The sequence below is a fragment of the Paenibacillus sp. Negev47 genome (assembly GCF_058313655.1).
In genome coordinates this window covers 5,682,189-5,703,188 of record NZ_CM177754.1, presented here as the reverse complement: position 1 = coordinate 5,703,188, position 21,000 = coordinate 5,682,189, and the positions used below count along the sequence as shown (strand labels likewise).

The window sequence follows — 21,000 nt, the reverse complement described above, 5'->3', positions numbered from 1 at the left end:
GAATTGTGCAAAATTAACGTGGGATAACAACAGGACTTCTTTCGGCTGTGGTGAACTTTTTGCTACAACAGGAGAAGGATTGATATTCCGTCTTTGCGTCAACCATCCAATACATGATTGTGAGAATTGTACACTGTACGTAAGGCCTGCCCGGAACCGGGGAGGCTTTTTTTGTTTACTTTAATAAACCCGACGGGGAGCAGAGGAAGGAAGTAGAGAAGATGGCAACAACAGCAGGCAACAAGCGATTGAAACTAACAGATATTCTGGTAACCATCGTGATCGCAGTGGTGTTTGGCGTGATTTATAAGATATGGGGACCTACATATGACCTGATGAAACCATTCGGCGTTCATGCAGAGCAGATGATCTACGGCATGTGGTTTATGGCCGGCACGTTTGCTTTTGTCATCATTCGTAAGCCGGGTGTGGCGATTCTTGCTGAGGTTGCAGCTTCAACGGTGAGTGCTTTTCTGGGCAGTGAATGGGGCATGTCCACATTGGTGTATGGTCTGTTGCAAGGATTGGGAGCCGAGATATTCTTCGCCGCATTTCTGTATCGAAAAACCAATCTGTTCGTCACCTGTCTTGCAGCCATAGGTGCGGCGGCGGCTTCGCTTGTGCTGGATTACCAGTACGGGTATATTGATTCACTCTCGGCATGGAACTATACGTTATTTATCGGCTTCCGCTTCATTGGAAGTATCCTGATTGCCGGAGTGTTCGCTTATTATCTCGCCAAAGCATTGGAACTGACAGGTGTAACACGCTCACTCAGACCGGTATCCAAACAGGATTATGAGGCTCTGGATTAGATGAACGGGGAAGGGAATTCGCAAGCGGTAAGTGTAACGAATCTAAGATGCAAGTTCCCGGGAGAGAAAGCCTTGGTATTTCAGGGCTTGTCTCTCTCTGTGCGTCAAGGGGAGAAAGTATTGTTGCTTGGTCCGAGCGGCTCCGGTAAATCGACGTTGTTGCAAATACTGAGCGGTCTGATACCACGTTCGGTTGAGATCCCGATGAAATGTGATGATATTCAGATTCCTGCCAAAGCCGGAGTAGTCTTTCAAGACCCGGACACCCAGTTCTGTATGTCCTATTCGGATGAAGAGATCGCATTTGTGCTGGAAAACCGAAATATACCGCGTGAAGAAATGGCGGATCTGATTGAATATTATCTGAACCAGGTCGGATTATCCTTTGAACAGAATCGGACATGGATCCAATCCATGTCTCAGGGCATGAAGCAGCGTCTTGCAATTGCATCGATGTTGGCGATGGACCCGGAGGTGCTGTTTCTGGATGAGCCCACCGCATTACTGGATGATGAAGGGACTTCCCAGGTGTGGGATACCGTCAAACGGATTGCCAGTGACAAAACGTTAATCATTGTTGAACACAAAATTAATGAGATTGTGGATATGGTTGATCGGATTATTGTGTTATCTCCAGAGGGAGAGATCGTGGCGGATGGCCCCTCGCAACAGGTATTTACGGAGGAAAGGGAAAAATTGAAGGCTTATGGAATTTGGTATCCAGGCGTGTGGGAAGAGCGGGAACAGGAGCAGGCAACAAAGGAGGAAGAGGGAAGTATTGCTGGAGAACTCCGGGCCTGTGCGGATCAGGGCTTTGGGAGCTTGGAAAGACAGCGAGCATCTGGTTTATCCGAAACAACGGGTATATCCCCGATATCTCACGTATCATCCCTATCGCCTGTATCACCGCCACATCAGCCTGCACTGGACTTACACCAGTTCACTGGATGGCGTGGGAAAACGCCCTTCATCCAGGTGGAACAGGCCAAGGTATGGCATGGGGATTGGATTGGGATTGTCGGAGCCAATGGAGCTGGTAAAAGTTCGTTGTTATTATCCCTGATGAATATTCTGAAAACGACAGGTGATTACCAGGTTGATGGTCAGCCCTCCGGCAGGACGGAACAACTTGCAGATCGAATTGCGTTTGTATTTCAGAATCCTGAATTTCAATTTGTGACCAACACCGTCGCGGAAGAAGTGGGATTCTCCCTGCTTGGAGGCAGGCTTACAGCGGAAGAAAGACGTATCAAAACGGATCACATGCTGAAGCAATTTGGACTAATCGACCTGTCCGAGCGTCATCCCTACCAATTATCCATGGGACAGAAACGGCGTTTGAGCGTGGCTTCCGCACTGGTCAGAGAGCAGCGAATTCTGCTGCTGGATGAGCCTACATTTGGGCAGGATGCCCGCAATACGTTCGCCATGTTAGCACAACTGGAGCAATTGCGGCGTGAAGGAACAGCCATTGTGATGGTTACCCATGACCGTGAGATTGTAAAAAGATATTGCACCCGAATCTGGACGGTAGATGAGGGGAGGTTATCTGATGCAGCTGTCGTTTCCTCATCGTGAGACCTGGCTTCATACCGTCAATCCCGGACTGAAAATGATTATTCTGACGATGATGTTTGTCATCGTTATCCTCATTCATAACCTGAATGTAATGGCCAATGTTGCTGTGGCTATGATGCTGTTACTGTGCTGGACTGGTCACCCGTGGTACAGATTGATGCTGTATGCATCACCATTCATTCTGGTATTTATCTCCACATCTACAGGTATGATGATGTTTGGTAAGGGAGAGACCACGTGGTATAAGTGGGGACTGATTCATATTACAGAAGAGAGCTTCTATCGCGGACTGCACTTGGGATTTCGCTCGCTGAGCATGGCAGCGGCTGGCTTGCTGTTCGGACTGACAACCAAGCCGGTTAGACTATTTTATTCCCTAATGCAGCAGTGGAAGCTTCCCGCCAAATATGCCTATAGCTTTTTGGCCGCGATGCGTATGATCCCGATTCTGCTGGATGAATTCCAGACGCTCCGTTACGCCATTCGTATTCGTGGAACAAGGCAACGCGGCTCACGCTGGAACGTGTATGGTACACTCAAGCGTTATGCTATTCCGCTGCTGGCACAGAGTATTCGCCGTGCACAACGAATGGCGGTAGCGATGGAAGCGAAGGGGTTCGCGGATGGCGCGCGTCGAACATATTACATTCAGATCGGCTATTCCCGGGCAGATCTGTGGTTCGTATTTTATTATATCCTCACCTTAACAGCTGCTTATTACATGGGGGTCACCTTTCCTTATCATGCTACGATGTTGGATGTAAGGTAATACTGGAAGATAGCGAGAAATATATTGAGGTGAAAGGTAACTTTTTCCTGTTTGCGACGTCTATATGGAAATAAATTCTAATGGATGGGGATGAACGAGCGTGAAGACGGTTCCTGACTGGCAGAGAATAGGCTACAAATGGATTACCTTGACTGGAGTATCTGCTGTGCTGTTGACGGGATGGATGCTGCTGGATTCCAAAATGGTCGCCCTTGGAGGACAAGCTTCGGCTACAACGCCACAAGCGTTGGGGGCAAGTTCCCAAGCCTTAACTGCAAAGTTGGCCTACAGACAAGGAGATACCGTTACGCTCATGAATGACATCCCTCTGTTCAAAAACAGAAGGGACGGCAGTGTGGCTGCTGACCAGATGAGGATTGAATACTATACGACGAAAAGCGAAAAGTATACGTTGGCATCGGATCGTGGCGAGTGGGTACAGCTCAAGTCATCTGATCATGGAGACTTCTGGCTGCCAAGGTGGTATGCGCTGAAGGAGAGCAGAAGTATGACGAAAATGGCTCCCCAGAGCTTCACGCTCCAATCAGGCAGTAAGTTGTATCTGGCTCCAGAAAGATCTACAACCTGGCCTTTTGAGAAAGCGCTAACAGATAAGGCTGTTATTGTTGCGAAGTGGAAAGGATGGTATGGGGTCTCCATTGCCCCGCGAATCTGGAATAAGGAATCCTCCACGTATCGGCCAGGACTCTTCTGGATCAAGGCACAGGCTGTAGAACAGCAGATGAATGTGAATGATGGTTGGTTCCAACAGGATGCATCGTTGCCGACTTCGGTTCTTCGTCATTTGACGGATATCAAGTTAAATCCAGGAATCGCCTCCAAACAAGTCGAACAATGGCTTGGTGAACCGGATTGGAAAGAGAGTTCGGCCAATTTGAATGACACGGGTTATGCGATGAGTATCGGCCAGACCTGGAGATATGAGCGGGAAGATGCGCAGTATCTGGTCACATTCAATAAGAATGGCAAGCTGGTCAGAACACGCTGGAATCTACCACAGAATGATCGAAATGCTGTCGTTTCCGATGGGAACATCAGTCGGGCAGATGAATATAATTTCACGACAAAAATCTATGGCACAACGCTGCCAATGACCATCCCCTGGAGACCGGTATGGACCAACCGGGGGGATATTAACTACACTTTTTTACAAGCAGCCACGGATGATGTTCTCCTGATGAAAGGGGATGACGGTGGATTTAGCGGGGGTTACTACGAAGGTTCTATATATGCCCTTGACCGACATTCCGGCCAGAAATTATGGGGGATTAACGGGGGGGTTGGAAGACAGCAGGCAGAGATGGATACAGGACGCCAATACGTTACAATCTACACCGATTATGATTCTGACAAGAAAAAATACGTGGATCGTATTCGTCATCTGAACTTGAAGAACGGACAGGTTATGTGGACGTATAATCCTAAGCAGAAATTCAGACTGAATGGCATCACCGCTGCGAAGAACGTTGTGGTTGTGGATAGCCCGGTTGTTGAGGGTTCAAGCAACAGCTGGTTGACGGTTCTGGACAGTGCAAACGGAAAAACATTGTGGACGCGAAAATTGGCTACGGGTTATGAATTATTGAACAAGAGTGCAGATGACCTTTATGTGCTGTACTGGGAAAAGAATAAACTGGTTGCAGCTGATCCTCGAACAGGGCGAACGGTGTGGAGCTTGAAGGCCAAACGATCCACGGTAGAACAAATTGTGAATGATGCATATTTTGATGGAATTGAACGCCTTGATCCATTTGCCACCGCGAATACGGAAAGATGGCTGTCGCTAGATAATCAGTGGCAACTGCTTGATCTGAACACGGGCAAGAAGCTTGCACAATTTCCTGCTCGGGCAGGACAGAGATTTGAAGAGCTGAATGATGGCATGCTGTTGATCCGTGAGAACAAAAACAGCGATCATTACGGAAAATATGAAGACTTTACAACCACCCTGTACGATGCCAAGAGTGGGGAAAAACGTTGGACGTTAAACAACAAGATTGAACGGGGACTTGTGGAGGACGATCAATTATATGTAATTAAAAACGGTTACCCGGCAGCTTTGGACTATAAGACAGGTAAGACCCGCTGGAATGCCAAAGATACAATTTCAACTCTGAGGTATCCAACGAATCAGGGAAGTTATCTGGTCATTGGTGATCAGTTGCTGCTGCCTATGGATGAGAATCTGCTCGTATTGAACAAAAAGAATGGAGCGCTGCTGGGTCGTGTACATGACGTTGTGATCGGAAGCCCGGAGCACAGGGATCGGGATGCGAAGAATGGAATGATCAACCGAATCGGAAATGAAGTGTATGTGGGGTCGTCCAACGGACGTTTTCGTCTGTATGAAGCTAGCCATCTGCAGGAGGCAATCTCACCTTAAAAGCTTGTTTCGTATGGAATGTTGATTTATTATAAATGAACAGGCTTGCTCGCGCTCCGGTTATCGGCTGTGCGGGCTTTCTTCATGTGTTCTTGAAGAACCATGCATGATCATTCACGGGAGGACTCTCCATGATCTCATTATATGGTGTAAGCAAACGTTATAACGAGCGCGGTTCTCGTGCAGATCAGGGATTCGAAGCATTAAGCTCGGTGTCCCTCGAAGTAGGACAAGGAGAAATACATGGCATTATAGGATCGAGTGGTGCAGGCAAATCCACGCTTCTGCGGATGCTCAACGGATTGGAAAAGCCGGATGATGGTGAGGTTGTTGTGAATGGGCAGCACCTGACCCAGATGAATGAGCGGAGTCTGCGTCAGGCACGGAGGTCCATTGGCATGATCTTTCAACACTTCAACCTTGTCAGTAACCGAACGGTGAGTGGCAATGTCTGCATGCCATTGGAACTCGCGGGTATATCCCGTGCGCAGCGAGTCGAACGTGGCCTTGAGGTGCTGAGGTTTGTTGGACTGGAAGACAAGGCAGATCAATATCCTGCACAGCTTAGTGGTGGACAGAAGCAGCGTGTGGCCATTGCACGAGCGCTCGCCAGTCGTCCGGATGTGCTGCTCTGTGATGAACCGACGTCTTCGCTTGATCCACAGACTACGAACGGCATACTGGATGTGCTGCGTCATATCAATGAAACGCTGGGCGTGACCATTGTCGTAGTGACACATGAAATGGAAGTGGCTCGCAGACTATGTCACAGGATATCCGTGATGAAGGATGGGCGACTCGTTCGAACATTGTCTAAGGCGGAAGTGAGCAGTATCCCCGCCCCGCAGCCTGATCTGCTGACCTCCTTACTTGCGGGTGACAAATACGGGATGACAGGTTCGACTCTATCACGTCCGGCAGAACAGGAGGACAAGCCATGAGGTTACCTGAGTCTGTGCTGAAGTATCAGCATGAGATATGGCAGGCGATTGGGGAGACTTTTGTCATGGTGGGCATCTCCATTGCGGCAGCGGTTCTGATCGGGTTACCTCTGGGTACACTGCTGTACCTATTCCGTAGAGGACAACGGTATCAGAATCAAACGCTGTCCTTTATCCTCGGCAGTGTCGTCAACATCGTTCGTTCGTTTCCGTTCTTACTGCTGGTTGTATTCATGATTCCATTCACACGAATCGTCGTGGGAACGTCCATCGGTACACTGGCGGCAACCGTTCCACTCTCGGTCATTGCGATTGCTTACTACGCCAGACTGGTGGAGCAAGCGTTGCTCGATGTACCCAAGGGAGTGGTTGAAGCCGCCTCATCCATGGGGGCATCGACGATGCAGCTTGTCGTGAAATTCCTATATGTGGAGGCACGATCTGGCCTTGTACTTGGACTTACGACAGCGACCATCAGCTTCATCTCTTACTCGACGGTGATGGGCATTGTAGGTGGCGGCGGGGTTGGCGATTTTGCCATTCGCTACGGTTATCAGCGCTTCGAAACGGAGATTATGGTATTTACGATCGTCATTATGATTATCCTGGTACAGATGATCCAATTCACAGGTAGCAGACTGTCCCACTGGCTGGATCGCAGATCCTGAACAGGGTTGAATCCAATCAGGCTAAGTACAGTAGTCGGTAGCAAGACTCAGCAAGACTAAGAATAACCAATACAGATTATACGATGAGGGGTAGACATGAAATGAAAGCAAAAATGATGCTTATGTTGCTCGCAGTGATGCTGGTTGTAGCTGCTTGTGGACAAAAAGAAGAAACACCTGCGGCAGAAGGAACAAAGGAAGATCAGGCAGGACAAGAAGTTACGTTGAAAGTAGCAACTTTGATTCCACCGATGACAGACGTACTGGACATTGTAAAACCGTTGTTGAAGGAAGATAGCGTCAATCTGGAAGTTGTTGTACTGTCCGATAACGTTCAGCCGAATACGGCACTGGCGAACAAGGAAGTAGACGCAAACTTCTTCCAGCATGTTCCCTACATGACCCAATATAATGAAGCAAACAATGCGAATCTGGTGGCAGTACAACCCATCTATAACGCCATCTACGGAGGCTACTCCAAGAAGTACAAATCCATTGAGGAATTGCCAGAAGGTGCAACCATTGCGATTGCGAACGATCCTTCCAACATTGGTCGCTCTCTTGTGATGCTGGAGCAAAACGGATTAATTAAGCTGAAAGACGGCGCAGCTTTTAACGCCACACAGGCAGATATCACCGAGAATACGAAGAACTTCAAGTTCGAGGAAGTGGACTTGCTGATGCTGGCTCGCATGATGGATGATGCTGATCTGGTAGCCATGACTCCGGCATATGCCAGTCCGCTCGGTCTTACACCGAAGAAGGATGCACTGTTAACCGAGAAGGATGATTCACATTTTGCGATCACCATGGTTGCCCGTGAGGATAACAAGGACTCTGAAGCCATTCAGAAGTTGGCTAAGCGTATGGCGGGTCCAGAGGTCAAAGCTTTCTTTGAAGAGAAATATGCAGATATTGCTATCCCGGCATTTGAATAGTGAATATGTAGTCCTAATGTGAACAGATTTGAAGATCTGAGCGATAACGCTTGGATCTTTTTTTATGGAATCCGCAGGCTATTAACAAGTGTTTAGAAAGTTAACAATTTGGTCATATTTGCTACTTTTGCAGGCATGTGGGTTTTCAGGATTGAACATGGGGGTTAACCCCTTGTTTGAGAATTGGCAGTATGCATTGTTAGAGCTGATGTTTGTTGTCGCAATAAGCTTGAGTTTTAACTATATTAGGGGATTTATACTCAAATGGGTATTGGGAGCGTTGCTGCTAATTACTGTTTATGAGTCGATTGTGGTGAAGACATATTCTCCTTCCCTTTCAATTATGGGGATAATTATGCTGTTTCAGTGTATTTGCCTCTTTGTGGTTGTCCTATTTCTGTACTATTTGAATCAAAATCAACGATACAGGCACCTGGTCATTCAAAGGGATCAGGAGATGCTCGAAATGCTTCGTATGCGACGATAACATGTTAGGAGATACATTATCCCTGTATTTGCAGGGTGAGGGGTATGATGTTATCCGCGTCGATAACGTAAGAGATGGTCTTCTACAGCTTCAAGCGCGGCCTGATATCCTGCTTCCTCAATGATAAGCACTTTGTTCATGATATTCCTTTCTGAATCCATTTCGTGTAGAAGGTCTACGATCCATGTGTTAACGTAATATACCTGTTTAATGTATACCCTGATTATTAAAACTTGCAACAAAAGGATACCAAGTTCCAACATGACTTGGACAAGCGGGGGGAGATTCTAATGCTTGCCAAGATGTGAATCAGCTTCACGCTCGATCAGGCGCATCAGTTTGCGTTCGGTAGCAGTTTCTGGTGCCGGGGTGTAGACACTGCAACGCAGATCGGAGCTGCCTTGAACCTGCAACGAAGTCAGATCAAACAACATTTTGCCTGCTTTGGAATGTCTGAATTCGATTAATACATCCGGTGCACTGCTGACACTGCTTTGTTTCCAGAGCGTATGAAAATCAGAATGTTTGTTCATCATGTCATCCAGAAATAAATTATACCATTCATCATCGACATACTGACCATAATAGGCTCGGAAAATTGCTAAAAATCCACTAACAAAATCCTCCCAGTTCACCGCGAGCCTGCGAAATTCCTTTCGATCAAATAACAGACTGATCATATTCCGCTGTTCGGGGGGAATCTGTTCAAAATCCATAAAAACATGTCTGGCTGCGTCATTCCAGCCGACGATGTAACAACGTCGATCCGAGATCACGGTAGGACAGTGATGAAGTTCTTGCAAAATTTTCTGTAAGGAAGGGGGAAGTTGAACAGGTTCTTCTTCCAGTGTCGGCAGTTCCGAGTGATGTTCCATGGCGAGCGAAAACAGATACTTTCGCTCATCCGCAGTAAGCCTTAGTGCTGAAGCAATGTTATCCAATACGGAATGGGATACCTGAATATCCCGACCTTGCTCAAGCCAGGTGTACCATGTTGTGCTCACCCCTGCCAATTGGGAGACCTCTTCTCTCCTCAGACCAGGCGTTCTGCGCCGACTTCCTGTGGGTAAACCCACTGATTCCGGAGAAATTTTGGAACGCTGTGTTTTCAGAAAAGTGGACAGGGCTTGTAACCTGACATCATAGTTCAATCCATCACCTTCGATCCTCGTTATCATGGTAGTCATTATACTATTATAATTGACAACTTGTAATAGGATATTCGAAAGTGCACTATTAGTAGCAGAGCGTAAGCGTAAGGTAGACAACAGCACTGAAGGAGGATGGACATGGAACGAGTCGTGATTACGGGGATGGGAGTTATCTCTCCTTTGGGAAATGATGTAGATACATTCTGGAACGGATTGATTAAGGGCAAGTCAGGGATATCGCATATAGAACATTTTGATACAGCTTCGTACAAAACGAAAATCGCTGGTGTGGTCCGTGACTTTGATGGTGAAGAGCGTTTTGGACGCAAGGAAGCAAGGCGCATGGATCGATTCGTTCAATTTGCTGTTGCTGCTGCGGATCAGGCTGTATCGCAATCAGGCCTCGTGATGGACGAACTGGACCGCGAACGCGTAGGGGTATATATTGGTTCGGGCATAGGCGGCATCCAGACATTGATGGAACAAGGCAAGGTTCTGTCCGATCGGGGACCCACCCGAGTCAGCCCAACCCTGGTACCCATGATGATCTCCAATATGGCTGCGGCTATGGTCAGTATGAGGTTTGGCTGCTGGGGGCCGACATTGTCGCCAGTAACGGCTTGTTCCATTGGCAATACAGCCATAGGAGAGGCTTTCCGGTTAATCCGTCATGGCGGAGCAGATGTTATTATTGCTGGAGGGACAGAAGCGGCTGTTACAGAAGTGTCACTGGCGAGCTTTGGTAATGCGACAGCGTTGTCTACACGAAATGAAGCATTCCAAGCAGCAAGCCGTCCATTTGATGCGGGGAGAGACGGTTTTGTCATGGCGGAGGGCGCTGGAATTCTGGTCGTCGAATCCCTGTCTCATGCACGGGCAAGAGGGGCTAATATTCTTGCTGAAGTGATTGGATATGGTGCCAGTTCAGATGCGTATCATATGGTAGCTACCCATCCGGAAGGCCGGGGTGCATATCTGGCGATGAAGGCATCACTTAGAGAGGCTCAGATTGGACCAGAAGACATCGATGTGATTAATGCTCATGCCACCAGTACAGAGGCGGGTGATCTGTCCGAGACGAGGGCAATCAAACAACTTTTCGGGACAGCTGCCTATGACATACCGGTCACGGCCAACAAATCCATGACGGGACATATGCTTGGTGCAGCGGGTGGTGCGGAGGCTATCTCCCTTATTCAAAGCCTGCGGCATGGCATCATTCCTCCAACTATCAATCAAGAGCAGAGGGACCCCGAATGTGATCTGGATTACGTACCTAACAAGGCAAGAAAAGCAGAGCTACGGATTGGGATGTCTAACTCCTTTGGATTCGGAGGCCATAATGCCGTTATTGTTCTTCAAAAGTATTTATCTTAAGTGGAAAGAACAGCCGTAACCAAAGGAACAGCGCTGCCCCGACGGGGCTGCGCTGTTCCTTTAGTTACTTATGGATCACCCGCAAACACTGTACCGTGGTTAACAGCCGAGTTGTTGTATGCGTCACGAAGAGAGGGACGTCGATTCTGCCATGCCTTTGCTGCCTCGACTCAACCAGCTCACACGCCAGCGGGATTGCATGAAGAGCACAAGGATCAGGGAAGCTGCTGCAATCAGGCTAAGAATAACAAAGCCTGGTGTGTAGGATTGATAGCTGCTATACAGTTGACCGAGAATTAGCGGCAGTGCGTATCCGCCCAATCCGCCAGCGGCACCTACAATGCCTGTCATCAGACCGATCTCGTTGCCAAAGCGTTGGGGTACGAGTTGGAACACGGAGCCATTTCCAGCTCCCAGACACATCATGCCGAGGAACAACATGACGACTACAACAGGAAGCGGTGGCATGAAGGATACACCGATTAGCATGATACAGGCTCCTGTGTACAGGAAAGTCAGCATACGTGTTCCGCCAATTTTGTCCGCCAGGTAACCCCCGACAGGCCGGAAGAAACTGCCTGCGATCACACAGAAGGTGGTAATGTCTGCCGCACGAACAGGAGAGAGCCCGTACTGGGTGTTGAAGAAGATGGTGAGATAGTTACATAATCCAACGAAGCCGCCAAAGGTTACACAATAGAAGGCACAGAATACCCAGGCATCTTTTTGTTTGAGCAGACTTCCGTATTGGGACAATTTCTTGGGTTCAGGCCGGTTAGGGCTATTCTTGGCAAAGAGAGAAAATAGAACAAATACGATTGCAATTGGTATAATAGCAAGTCCGAACACAACTTCCCAGCTGCCAAAATGCGTAGCCAAGCGATTGGCAAACAACGTCGCGAGTACGGTTCCGCTGTTACCCGCCCCGGCAATACCCATGGCCAGACCCTGATGCTCCTTGCCATACCATTGACCCGCCAGAGGTAGCGCAGCGGCAAAGGAGGCACCTGCCACACCCAGCAAGAGTGCTACCACGTATAGTTGGCTTAAAGAATCAACCCATAACCAGCCGAGTAATAAAGGAACCAGCGTGACGAGCATCCCGATCTGTGCGGTCAGTTTCGGACCCATATAATCAGACATGAAGCCAAGCACAAGCCGCAGGATGGAACCACCAAGGATAGGCAACGCGACCAGATTAGCCTTTTCCAGCGGAGTCATCGGATAGTCCAATGCTATGACAACTGCGAGTGGACCAAGCATCCCCCATATCATAAAACTGATGTCAAAATACATAAACGCCCCGAAGAGGGTGGGCTTATGCCCGCTTTTCCAAAAACTTTTGCTCTCCATCATCCATCATCGCTCCTCATCCAATTGAGATCTTCGTGATTTGTCTATGTGCGTGTTGAGGCAGAAAAAGGCCGCAATTCGTCCAGATATGAACGATTTGCGGCCCCGTTGCCGACAGGCGGTACACGTCATTGTGTTCCCGCATCTGAGTTGATCACAGCACTGTGATTTTGATTCAAATTATAATCAAGAGAAAATAGAGATGTCAACAAAAATTACACACGATTTTAAATAATGCATTTTTGAAGCATGTTTCGGGACTGTCGTGTTAATTATGTTGACATATGATTGAGATTCCCTTAATCTGAATCTAATATGAATCCACACAATGGCGTGTGGATTCCGGAGGCAACGGTGCCCTTTTCCGAATCATGGAGAAGGGATTTTTCTGTTTATTTTCAGGAGTGAGAGAGATAGGGGGCAGCCCATGAGCAGAAGCAAACTGGTGATTATCGGGAATGGCATGGCTGGAGTGAAGTGTGTTGAAGAGATCATCGCACTGGAGCCTAATACGTATGAGATTGTAATCTACGGTAATGAACCCCGTCCCAATTACAATCGAATCATGCTATCGAAAGTATTGCAGGGTGAGCATTCGTTACAGGATATCATTATCAATGATTGGACCTGGTATGCCGAGCATCATATACGGCTATGTACAGGTGAGACGGTGCACCGCATTGATACCCGTGGAAAATATATAGAGACGGAATCCGGAATAAAAGAAACCTATGATGTTCTGATTCTGGCGACAGGGTCTTCACCGTTTATCCCACCGATTCCGGGAATTGATAAAGAGCGGGTCATGTCCTTCCGAACGATTGATGATTGTACGCGCATGTCTGATTATTCCAAAGCATATCGCAAGGCCGCCGTTATTGGTGGTGGATTGCTTGGACTAGAGGCTGCGCGTGGGTTACTGCATCTGGGCATGGAAGCTGTGGTGGTCCATAACGCCCCTTACATTATGAATCGGCAGTTGGATCAGAAGGCTGCCGCGATGCTTCAACAGGAACTCGAAGGGCAGGGCATGTCCTTTCTTTTGGCCAAAAATACGCAGAAAATTACCGGGCGATCGCAGGCCCAAGGGCTGCTGTTCACAGATGGTTCCAAGCTTGAAGCTCAGGTTGTCATTGTCGCTGTTGGGATTCGGCCGAATGTGGACCTGGCCAGACGAAGCGGAATCGCTACGAATCGGGCAATCATGGTGGATGATTATATGCGCACTAGTGTACCGGATATCTACGCAGTTGGGGAATGTGCCGAACATCGGGGAATCAGTTATGGGCTGGTGGCCCCTTTATACGAGCAGGGGAAAGTGCTCGCACGTAAGCTCTGTGGACAGGAAACGCCTGAATACAAAGGTTCAATTCCTTACTCACAACTGAAGGTATCGGGAGTTGATGTTTTCTCGGCGGGTGAGATTAACGGGGAAGGCATGCAGACTGCAATTCAACATCTGGATGGCATTCGAGGCACATACAAAAAAGTACTGATGCAGGCTGGCAAAGTACGCGGCGCCATTTTATTTGGAGATACAGCTGAAGGAACGGCATTGCTTGGACTGGTGCAACGAGGTGCGGATGTAGCGGAATTGGCTCCGCGTGAAGGGGCCCCGGACCCGGCTGAGATGGCTGCTGCGGCATTACCTGCTCAGGAGACCGTATGTGCCTGCAACAATGTGACCAAGGCTGCCATTATGAAGGCTATTCAGGAACAGGGCCTCGAGACGACAGATCAGGTGAAGGAACAGACGAAGGCTTCTGGTTCATGCGGTGGCTGTCGCCCGATGGTGGCTGCTCTGCTGAAACATACGCATAACCTGAAAAAAAGCGGTGGTGCAGTGGCTACACCGGATAAACCTGCTTCAATGCCGGTCTGCAGTTGTACGGAGCTGGGGCATGCAGAACTAAAGGAAATGCTGGACGACATCGTTGGTATGGAGATTGACCTACCAGACATACCTTTGATTCTGCAGAAAATGGATTGGGGGTCGGAACAAGGCTGCGCGGTATGTCGCCCCGTAATCCATTATTACTTACAGGTATCCAATCGATCGATTAATGACAGAGAGATCATGAATACGGGATATCGTTTAGTTGAACAAAATGGAAATCAGGCTGAACTTTCAAGGGATGATGAGATCGAAGGCCACTCAGAGGTTCAGGTGCACTGGGATGATCATATCCCGCTTTCATCCTATGCAAGGCCTGCAGGGAGCTTGGCTGTACAGCTTCGTACGCGTTGGATCGGTGCAGCGATGCCAGCACCCGTGAATATAGGCGTCGCATCAGGACCGGGGTCCTTGGTGAGCGCACTGGTGCAGGGTATCGGCTTGCTGGCTTCACCAGCTGGGTGGGAGATCTATGCAGGCGGTCATGCAGAGCATCCGGTCAAGGAAGGTGGCTTGCTTGGAGTGGCTGAAACGGAGTGGCAAGCGGATATGCTTGCAACAGCCTGTCTTCAGTGGTATCGCCAAACGGCTTGGTATGATGAGCCGTTATGGGCATGGACAGAGCGATTGGGATTCATGTCGATTCGGGAAACGCTGCTGGATGATCAGTTGCAGAAGGAACTTGCAGCTACACTTCAAGCTGATATATAGATGAAAGGCAGGGATGGAAGATGGGATTATCCGTGAGTTCAGAACCAACAGCCTCCAAGCTCTATGTAAAGGAGACCCAGTGTCCGTATTGCAGTGTGCAATGCAAAATGACTGTTGAAGAACTGGCTGCACCTGTTGCAGGCCAGCGTCGTGGTGAGTACACGGTCCAGGGCGTTCCGAATGAAGCCTCTCAGGGCAGACTGTGTATCAAGGGTATGAATGCTCATCAGCATGCGCTCAGTGGTCAACGATTAATGCATCCGCTGATTCGTAGCGATGGCGAGCTTGAACCCTGTTCCTGGGAAGAAGCCATTCAGACCATCGCAGAGCGGTTTCAGGACTTGAAAGACTCTTATGGAGCAGATACGGTCGGGGTGTACGGAGGCGGATCGTTGACGAATGAGACAGCCTACCTGCTGGGCAAGTTCACGAGGGTTGCGTTGGGGACGAAATATATCGATTATAATGGACGGTTCTGTATGTCAGCTGCGGCTTCTGCCGGAAGTAAAGTATTCGGGATGGACCGCGGATTGACGTTCCGACTGTCTGATATTCCCAAGGCAGGCTGCATTGTACTCGCAGGTACCAATATTGCAGAATGTCAACCTACCCTTCTGCCGTACTTTAATCAGGCGAAGGAGAACGGAGCCTTCATTATTGTTATTGATCCACGCAAGACGGCAACCGCAGCCATTGCCGACCTTCACTTGCAGGTGAAGCCCGGCATGGATGCTCTGCTGGCGGATACCATGTTGAAAGTGATTATGGATGCCGGATTGGTGGACCCTCATTTTATAGGCGAACGAACGTATGGTTACGAGCAATTAATACAAGGGTTGGCTGATCTGCAACTCGAACTGGCGGCACAAGCGTGCGGGGTTGATCTGGCGCTGATTCGTCAGGCGGCGATGGCTTACGGTGAGGCAAAGACAGGCATGATCATGACAGCACGTGGTGTGGAGCAGCAGACGGATGGGCATATGGCCGTGAGGCACTTTCTGAATCTGGTACTGGCGACTGGAAAAATCGGCAGAGAAGGCTGCGGATATGGCGCCATCACAGGTCAGGGGAATGGGCAAGGCGGAAGGGAGCATGGGCAGAAGGCTGACCAGCTGCCAGGATATCGATCCATTGAAAATGAAGCCGATCGTGCCTATGTGGCATCCGTCTGGGGTGTGGACCCTGCAAGTTTGCCAGGCAAAGGGGTATCGGCCTATGAGATGATGGAGAAGGTCCATGATCAGGAGATACGGGCGTTGCTCGTAATGGGCTCCAACCCGGTCGTATCCAATCCCAATGTGCGTTTGGTGGAAGAAGGTCTGCGCAAGCTGGACTTTCTGATCGTGGCAGATATGTTCCTGTCCGAGACAGCGCGCATGGCCGATCTGGTTCTGCCGGTCACATCTTATATGGAGAATGAAGGCACACTCACCAATCTGGAGGGGCGTGTTCTACTCCGTGAACAGGGGCGACCTGCGCCAGGAGAAACGCTCGATGATTGGGATATATTATGCCGAATTGCTGCAAAAGTGGGCAAAGCCTCTTACTTTCAATATGACACTGCTGAGGATATCTTTAATGAGCTTCGTGTGGCGAGCCGTGGTGGAGTTGCGGATTACTATGGCATTACCTATGAGCGTTTGCGTAACGAGAAAGGTGTGTACTGGCCGTGTTCTGCCCCGGAAGAGAAGGGAGAAGGGCTGCTGTTTGGGGAACGATTCGCCCACCCGGATGGCAAAGCGGCATTCACATTCGAATCCAGTCCGGGATGGAATGATATATCTCCGGAATTCCCCTTGATTCTGACCAATGGCCGTGTGCTTCCTCATTATCTTACTGGGGTGCAGACACATCGTAGCCCGGCACTCGCAGCCCGTGAATTGGAGAACTTCGTTGAGCTTCATCCGGCTACCGCTGCTCGTCATCGCATTCACGATGGGGAGTGGGTAGAGATTCAATCGGTGTATGGAAGCTTCACGGTTCGTTCGCGAATCAAGGATTCCATACGGGAGGATACCTTGTTCGTGCCGATGCATTGGGGCGGCGTTCAGAATGTGAATCGGGCAACCCGACCGGAACTGGACCCGTTCTGCCGTATGCCTGGGTTCAAGACAGCGGCCGTAACCATTCGACCGTTGCGATTAGCCAAATGAGCTGTTCTAATGGTAACTTAGCAGCTGCACAGTCCATATTTATATGAGACTGTGCGGTTTTTTGCGTATATGTACGCAAGTAGGCCATAGTTCCGTGGTTCCACGTAAACATGAGGATTGGCTCATGGATATGGATTGAATTTTAGTTATGATGTTCATTAGGGGTACATATGTACGTATTTTTTATTTTATTTTGATGCAGACTGCCCTTTCGAGTACAGGTGTATATGGATGGATTGCTGGAAAGAGCCGAGTCGTTAACAGGGGTGCAGCTTGAGTTGGCAGGCTATGTTGCAGAGATCGCCGAAGATAAGAAGATCAAGGATCCGCAGATTCTGGCTCAATTACAGAACTAGGAAGCGATTGAATCGCCCTATTAAGGGCGGCGTATAACTTGAAGGTTAATCACTATAGTTTGGATCATAAAAGGCAACTGAAGAACCTGTTAAAGGGGACTTCAGTTGCTTTTTTATTTTCGTTTATCTCGTGGAGTGAATCTGAAACCGATTTAGAAAAGTCTTAGGACCCAAAGCATCTCAATATATTCCTTAATCTGATAATTAATTGCATTAACTGGTTGATCGGGAGTGGGTCGAACTGACTGTTTTTAAAAGTAAAGAATCTGTTCTAAAGTAGTTACGGAAATGTAAATAATTCGTTTTCTTATTCTGTTATCTGAATTCAAATAGAGATGATTCCAAAGGACTAGGCTCGTTCCAATCAAGCTTTTACCAAATTTAAGGGGATGTAATTCATGAACAGGTCGGCTATCGTTAGGAAGCGAAATCTGCTGACTTGCTTGCAGGCTGCGGTTTCAGAAGCCATGTGCAGGACGACCTGAATGCTTGAAAGGCTGGGATCAACCAGTATGCATTCCCTTGTATACATGTATTCAGGATGTATGCGAGAAAAATGATCAAGAGAGAAGGAGAGCTTACAACATGAACAGAAGACTCAATCTGATTTTCCTCAAACGATGGTTTATGCTATTAATCATCGTGGCGGTTGCGGCTATGCCGCTACACGCCTTCGCCGCGGAGGCGGAATCCGGGGCCGATCGGCCATGGATGAACACATCTCTATCTGCGGAAGAACGCACCGAGCTGCTGCTCAAGGAGATGACGCTGGAGGAGAAAGTTGGATTCGTAACTGGTAAAGTAAATAACTATTATGGTTTCTATAATGATGGATTGGAGCGCCTCGGCATTCCGGCATTACAGATGGCGGATGGACCAGCAGGGGTGCGGGTTGCGAACCCGGATGTACAGGACAAAAAGTCCACGGCACTGCCTGCACCCATCGCGCTGGCAGCATCCTGGGATACTGATCTTGCCGAGAAATATGGCGATCTGATCGGTCAGGAAGCACATGATACAACACATAATGTAGTTCTGGGTCCTGGACTGGATATTGCACGTACGCCGTGGGGTTCCCGTAACTTCGAATCCCTGGGTGAAGATCCGCTGCTGGCTTCCGGCATGGGTGCAGCGTATGTCAACGGGATTCAAAGCAACCCGGTGATTGCAACGGCGAAACACTACATCTTGAACAATCAGGAAACAGAGCGTTTCACCACCAATGCTACAGCCAGTGAGCGTGCCATTCAGGAAGTCTATGCGCGTCCATTCCAAGCCATGGTTGAAAAAGCGGATCTCGGTTCCGCGATGTGTTCATTTAACCAGGTGAACGGTACATATGCTTGTGAGAACAAGGAGATGCTGACCGATGTCCTTAAGGACCAGTTCGGCTTCGAAGGGTTCGTCATGAGTGACTACGGTGCCAACTTCAGTACAGTGGAATCCGCGAACGCGGGTCTCGATCTGGAAACACCGGGTGAACCATATGGCAAATGGGGAAGCAAGCTGCTTGAAGCCGTAAACAAAGGTGAAGTCAGCGAACAAACCATTGATGAAAAGGTCAGACGGATTTTGCTTCAAATGTTCGATAAAGGGCTGTTCGATAACCCTGTAACGAATACACAAATCAATGCTAAGAAAGACGGCAAACAAGCACGTGAAATTGCAGAAGAGAGCATGGTTCTTTTGCAAAACAACGATAATACGCTACCGCTGTCCAATAAAAACGTGAAATCCATCGCTGTCATCGGACCGGATGCTGATAACGCATCGGCTGCTGGTGGAGGTAGCAGTCTGGTTAATCCAACGTATACCGTAAGTCCACTGCAAGGCATTCGTGATCGTGCCGGTAATGATGTGGATGTAAAATATGCAGCCGGAACGGATCCAATCTCCGCAGGAGATGCATTTAATGGACCATCGGCTGTACCTTCGACTCTTTTATCGCCTGGGGATGCTCAGGAAAGTGAAAGAGACTATGGTACAGACCGTGCCGAATATGGCCTGCGTGCCGAATACTGGACAAACAAAGATATGGAAGGCAATCCTTCTCTGGTTCGTACAGATAATCAGGTCAACATGAATCTTGGATTTTACAACTATGAAGGTTTTAACGCACAATCTTCCAAGCTTCCAACGACGCCTACGGAGTTCAATGGCAAAATGTCCGCCCGCTGGACAGGTTCCATTAAGGCACCGAAAACAGGTGATTACAAACTGTCTCTGACCAGTCTGGGTTCTGCAAAACTATACGTGGATGACCAGCTGCTGGTAGACAATCAAGGTACGACACTGAGCACTACAAAGAAAGAAATTACACTTAAAGAAGGCGAGTCTCACAACATTCGGATTGAATATCGTACAGATTTCCCGGTACAATCCAGTAATGACATGGGAGCCCAAGTTCGTTTCGGCTGGGAAGCTCCTGAAGATGCTGTGGATGCCAAAATGCAAAAAGCAGTCGATCTGGCCAAAAAATCAGATGTCGCGGTTGTCGTGACACGTACGTATGACAGTGAAGGTTACGTGGACCGTTCCGATCTGGAACTGCCAAATAACCAGGAACAGCTGATCCGTAAAGTAGCGGCAGCCAATCCAAAAACGATCGTGGTGCAAATGAGTGGTCGTGCTGTTGAAATGGATTCCTGGCAAAAAGAAGTGCCATCCATCGTTCAGGCTTGGTATGCAGGTCAGGAACAAGGTAATGCAGTGGCACGTGTGCTGTTCGGTGATGTGAATCCATCCGGTAAGTTGCCGGTGACGTTCCCATCAGATGATTCCCAGACCCCGGTATCCACTGCGGAACAATTCCCGGGTGTGAATGGGGTGGGCACCTATTCCGAAGGTATCTTTGTAGGGTATAAAGGATATGACAAAGAAGGTATGACACCAGCGTTTGCCTTTGGACACGGGCTGTCGTATACCGATTTTAATTATCGTAATCTGCATGTGAAAAATACAGGTAAAGGCGATAAGGAAACCGTAGAAGTATCCCTCAACCTGCGTAATACCGGTAAAGTTGACGGTGCAGAAGTCGTACAGGTCTATGTCGGCAATCTGCCAACCAAAATCGAGACTCCGAAGAAACAACTTGCTGGTTGGGCGAAAGTCGATCTCAAAGCAGGCAAGCAGCAACGGGTCAACATTCAACTGGATCGCAGCGCACTGTCCTATTGGGATGAAGCATCGCATGAATGGGTAATGCCTAAGGGTAAAGTTCAAGTGTATGTCGGCAGTGCATCCGATGATATTCGTCTGACAGGTAGTGTGAATATTGGAAGCAAATCCGGTAAATAAAAGTGCAATAAAGGAGATCGAAAAGTGGTTCTCCCCATTGAATTCATCGGTGTGAAATGCAGTTTGTTCTAATTCATATATATAGTGAAAATGAGTCGTGGCCTAGTG

The 21,000-nt window shown here is 48.6% G+C and carries 13 protein-coding genes; 11 read left to right on the top strand and 2 right to left on the bottom strand.

Annotated elements, in window-relative coordinates:
* The first annotated feature begins 221 nt into the window (after positions 1 to 221).
* The 7 genes from AC4G47_RS25650 (at position 222) to AC4G47_RS25620 (ending at position 8,113) form a co-directional block, all read left to right on the top strand.
* Entirely contained in the window at positions 222 to 815 is a 594-nt protein-coding gene (locus AC4G47_RS25650; RefSeq protein ID WP_338591077.1) for an ECF transporter S component, read from the top strand.
* A complete protein-coding gene (locus AC4G47_RS25645; protein WP_491103402.1) occupies positions 816 to 2,393 on the top strand; it encodes an ABC transporter ATP-binding protein in 1,578 nt (525 codons plus the stop codon). It abuts the gene before it with no gap.
* Complete coding sequence (locus tag AC4G47_RS25640) at positions 2,368 to 3,162, top strand: energy-coupling factor transporter transmembrane component T family protein (protein ID WP_491103400.1); 795 nt, start codon at positions 2,368 to 2,370, stop codon at positions 3,160 to 3,162. The genes AC4G47_RS25645 and AC4G47_RS25640 overlap by 26 nt, the downstream gene beginning before the upstream one ends.
* A 100-nt stretch (positions 3,163 to 3,262) precedes the next feature.
* The gene (locus AC4G47_RS25635) at positions 3,263 to 5,566 is read left to right on the top strand and encodes an outer membrane protein assembly factor BamB family protein (protein WP_491103399.1); all 2,304 of its coding nucleotides are present in this window, start codon (positions 3,263 to 3,265) and stop codon (positions 5,564 to 5,566) included.
* 131 nt (positions 5,567 to 5,697) lie between these two features.
* Positions 5,698 to 6,507, top strand: a complete 810-nt coding sequence (locus tag AC4G47_RS25630; RefSeq protein WP_491103398.1) for a methionine ABC transporter ATP-binding protein — start codon at positions 5,698 to 5,700, stop codon at positions 6,505 to 6,507.
* On the top strand, positions 6,504 to 7,175 hold the full coding sequence (locus tag AC4G47_RS25625) for a methionine ABC transporter permease (protein WP_458125368.1): 672 nt from the start codon (positions 6,504 to 6,506) through the stop codon (positions 7,173 to 7,175). The genes AC4G47_RS25630 and AC4G47_RS25625 overlap by 4 nt, the downstream gene beginning before the upstream one ends.
* 101 nt (positions 7,176 to 7,276) lie before the next feature.
* The gene (locus AC4G47_RS25620) at positions 7,277 to 8,113 is read left to right on the top strand and encodes a MetQ/NlpA family ABC transporter substrate-binding protein (RefSeq protein ID WP_491103397.1); all 837 of its coding nucleotides are present in this window, start codon (positions 7,277 to 7,279) and stop codon (positions 8,111 to 8,113) included.
* Positions 8,114 to 8,887: 774 nt separating this feature from the next.
* Here AC4G47_RS25620 and AC4G47_RS25615 read toward each other — a convergent pair.
* Entirely contained in the window at positions 8,888 to 9,751 is an 864-nt protein-coding gene (locus AC4G47_RS25615) for a helix-turn-helix transcriptional regulator (RefSeq protein WP_491106801.1), read from the bottom strand.
* A gap of 138 nt (positions 9,752 to 9,889) precedes the next feature.
* Here AC4G47_RS25615 and fabF point away from each other — a divergent pair, with 138 nt between their 5' ends.
* Entirely contained in the window at positions 9,890 to 11,128 is a 1,239-nt protein-coding gene (fabF, locus tag AC4G47_RS25610) for a beta-ketoacyl-ACP synthase II (protein ID WP_458125371.1), read from the top strand.
* Between the two features lie 123 nt (positions 11,129 to 11,251).
* On the opposite strand, the gene AC4G47_RS25605 is transcribed toward fabF, so the two are convergent.
* Positions 11,252 to 12,481, bottom strand: a complete 1,230-nt coding sequence (locus tag AC4G47_RS25605) for a nitrate/nitrite transporter (RefSeq protein ID WP_491106799.1) — start codon at positions 12,479 to 12,481, stop codon at positions 11,252 to 11,254.
* A 427-nt stretch (positions 12,482 to 12,908) separates the two neighbouring features.
* Here AC4G47_RS25605 and nirB point away from each other — a divergent pair, with 427 nt between their 5' ends.
* From nirB to AC4G47_RS25590, 3 genes are all read left to right on the top strand, one after another.
* Positions 12,909 to 15,086: a nitrite reductase large subunit NirB gene (gene nirB, locus AC4G47_RS25600; protein WP_491103395.1), complete on the top strand. Its 2,178-nt coding sequence runs from the start codon at positions 12,909 to 12,911 to the stop codon at positions 15,084 to 15,086.
* A 20-nt stretch (positions 15,087 to 15,106) separates the two neighbouring features.
* Positions 15,107 to 17,239: an assimilatory nitrate reductase catalytic subunit NasC gene (gene nasC / locus AC4G47_RS25595; RefSeq protein WP_491103394.1), complete on the top strand. Its 2,133-nt coding sequence runs from the start codon at positions 15,107 to 15,109 to the stop codon at positions 17,237 to 17,239.
* 941 nt (positions 17,240 to 18,180) lie between these two features.
* On the top strand, positions 18,181 to 20,892 hold the full coding sequence (locus AC4G47_RS25590; protein ID WP_491103393.1) for a glycoside hydrolase family 3 C-terminal domain-containing protein: 2,712 nt from the start codon (positions 18,181 to 18,183) through the stop codon (positions 20,890 to 20,892).
* Positions 20,893 to 21,000 lie beyond the last annotated feature (108 nt).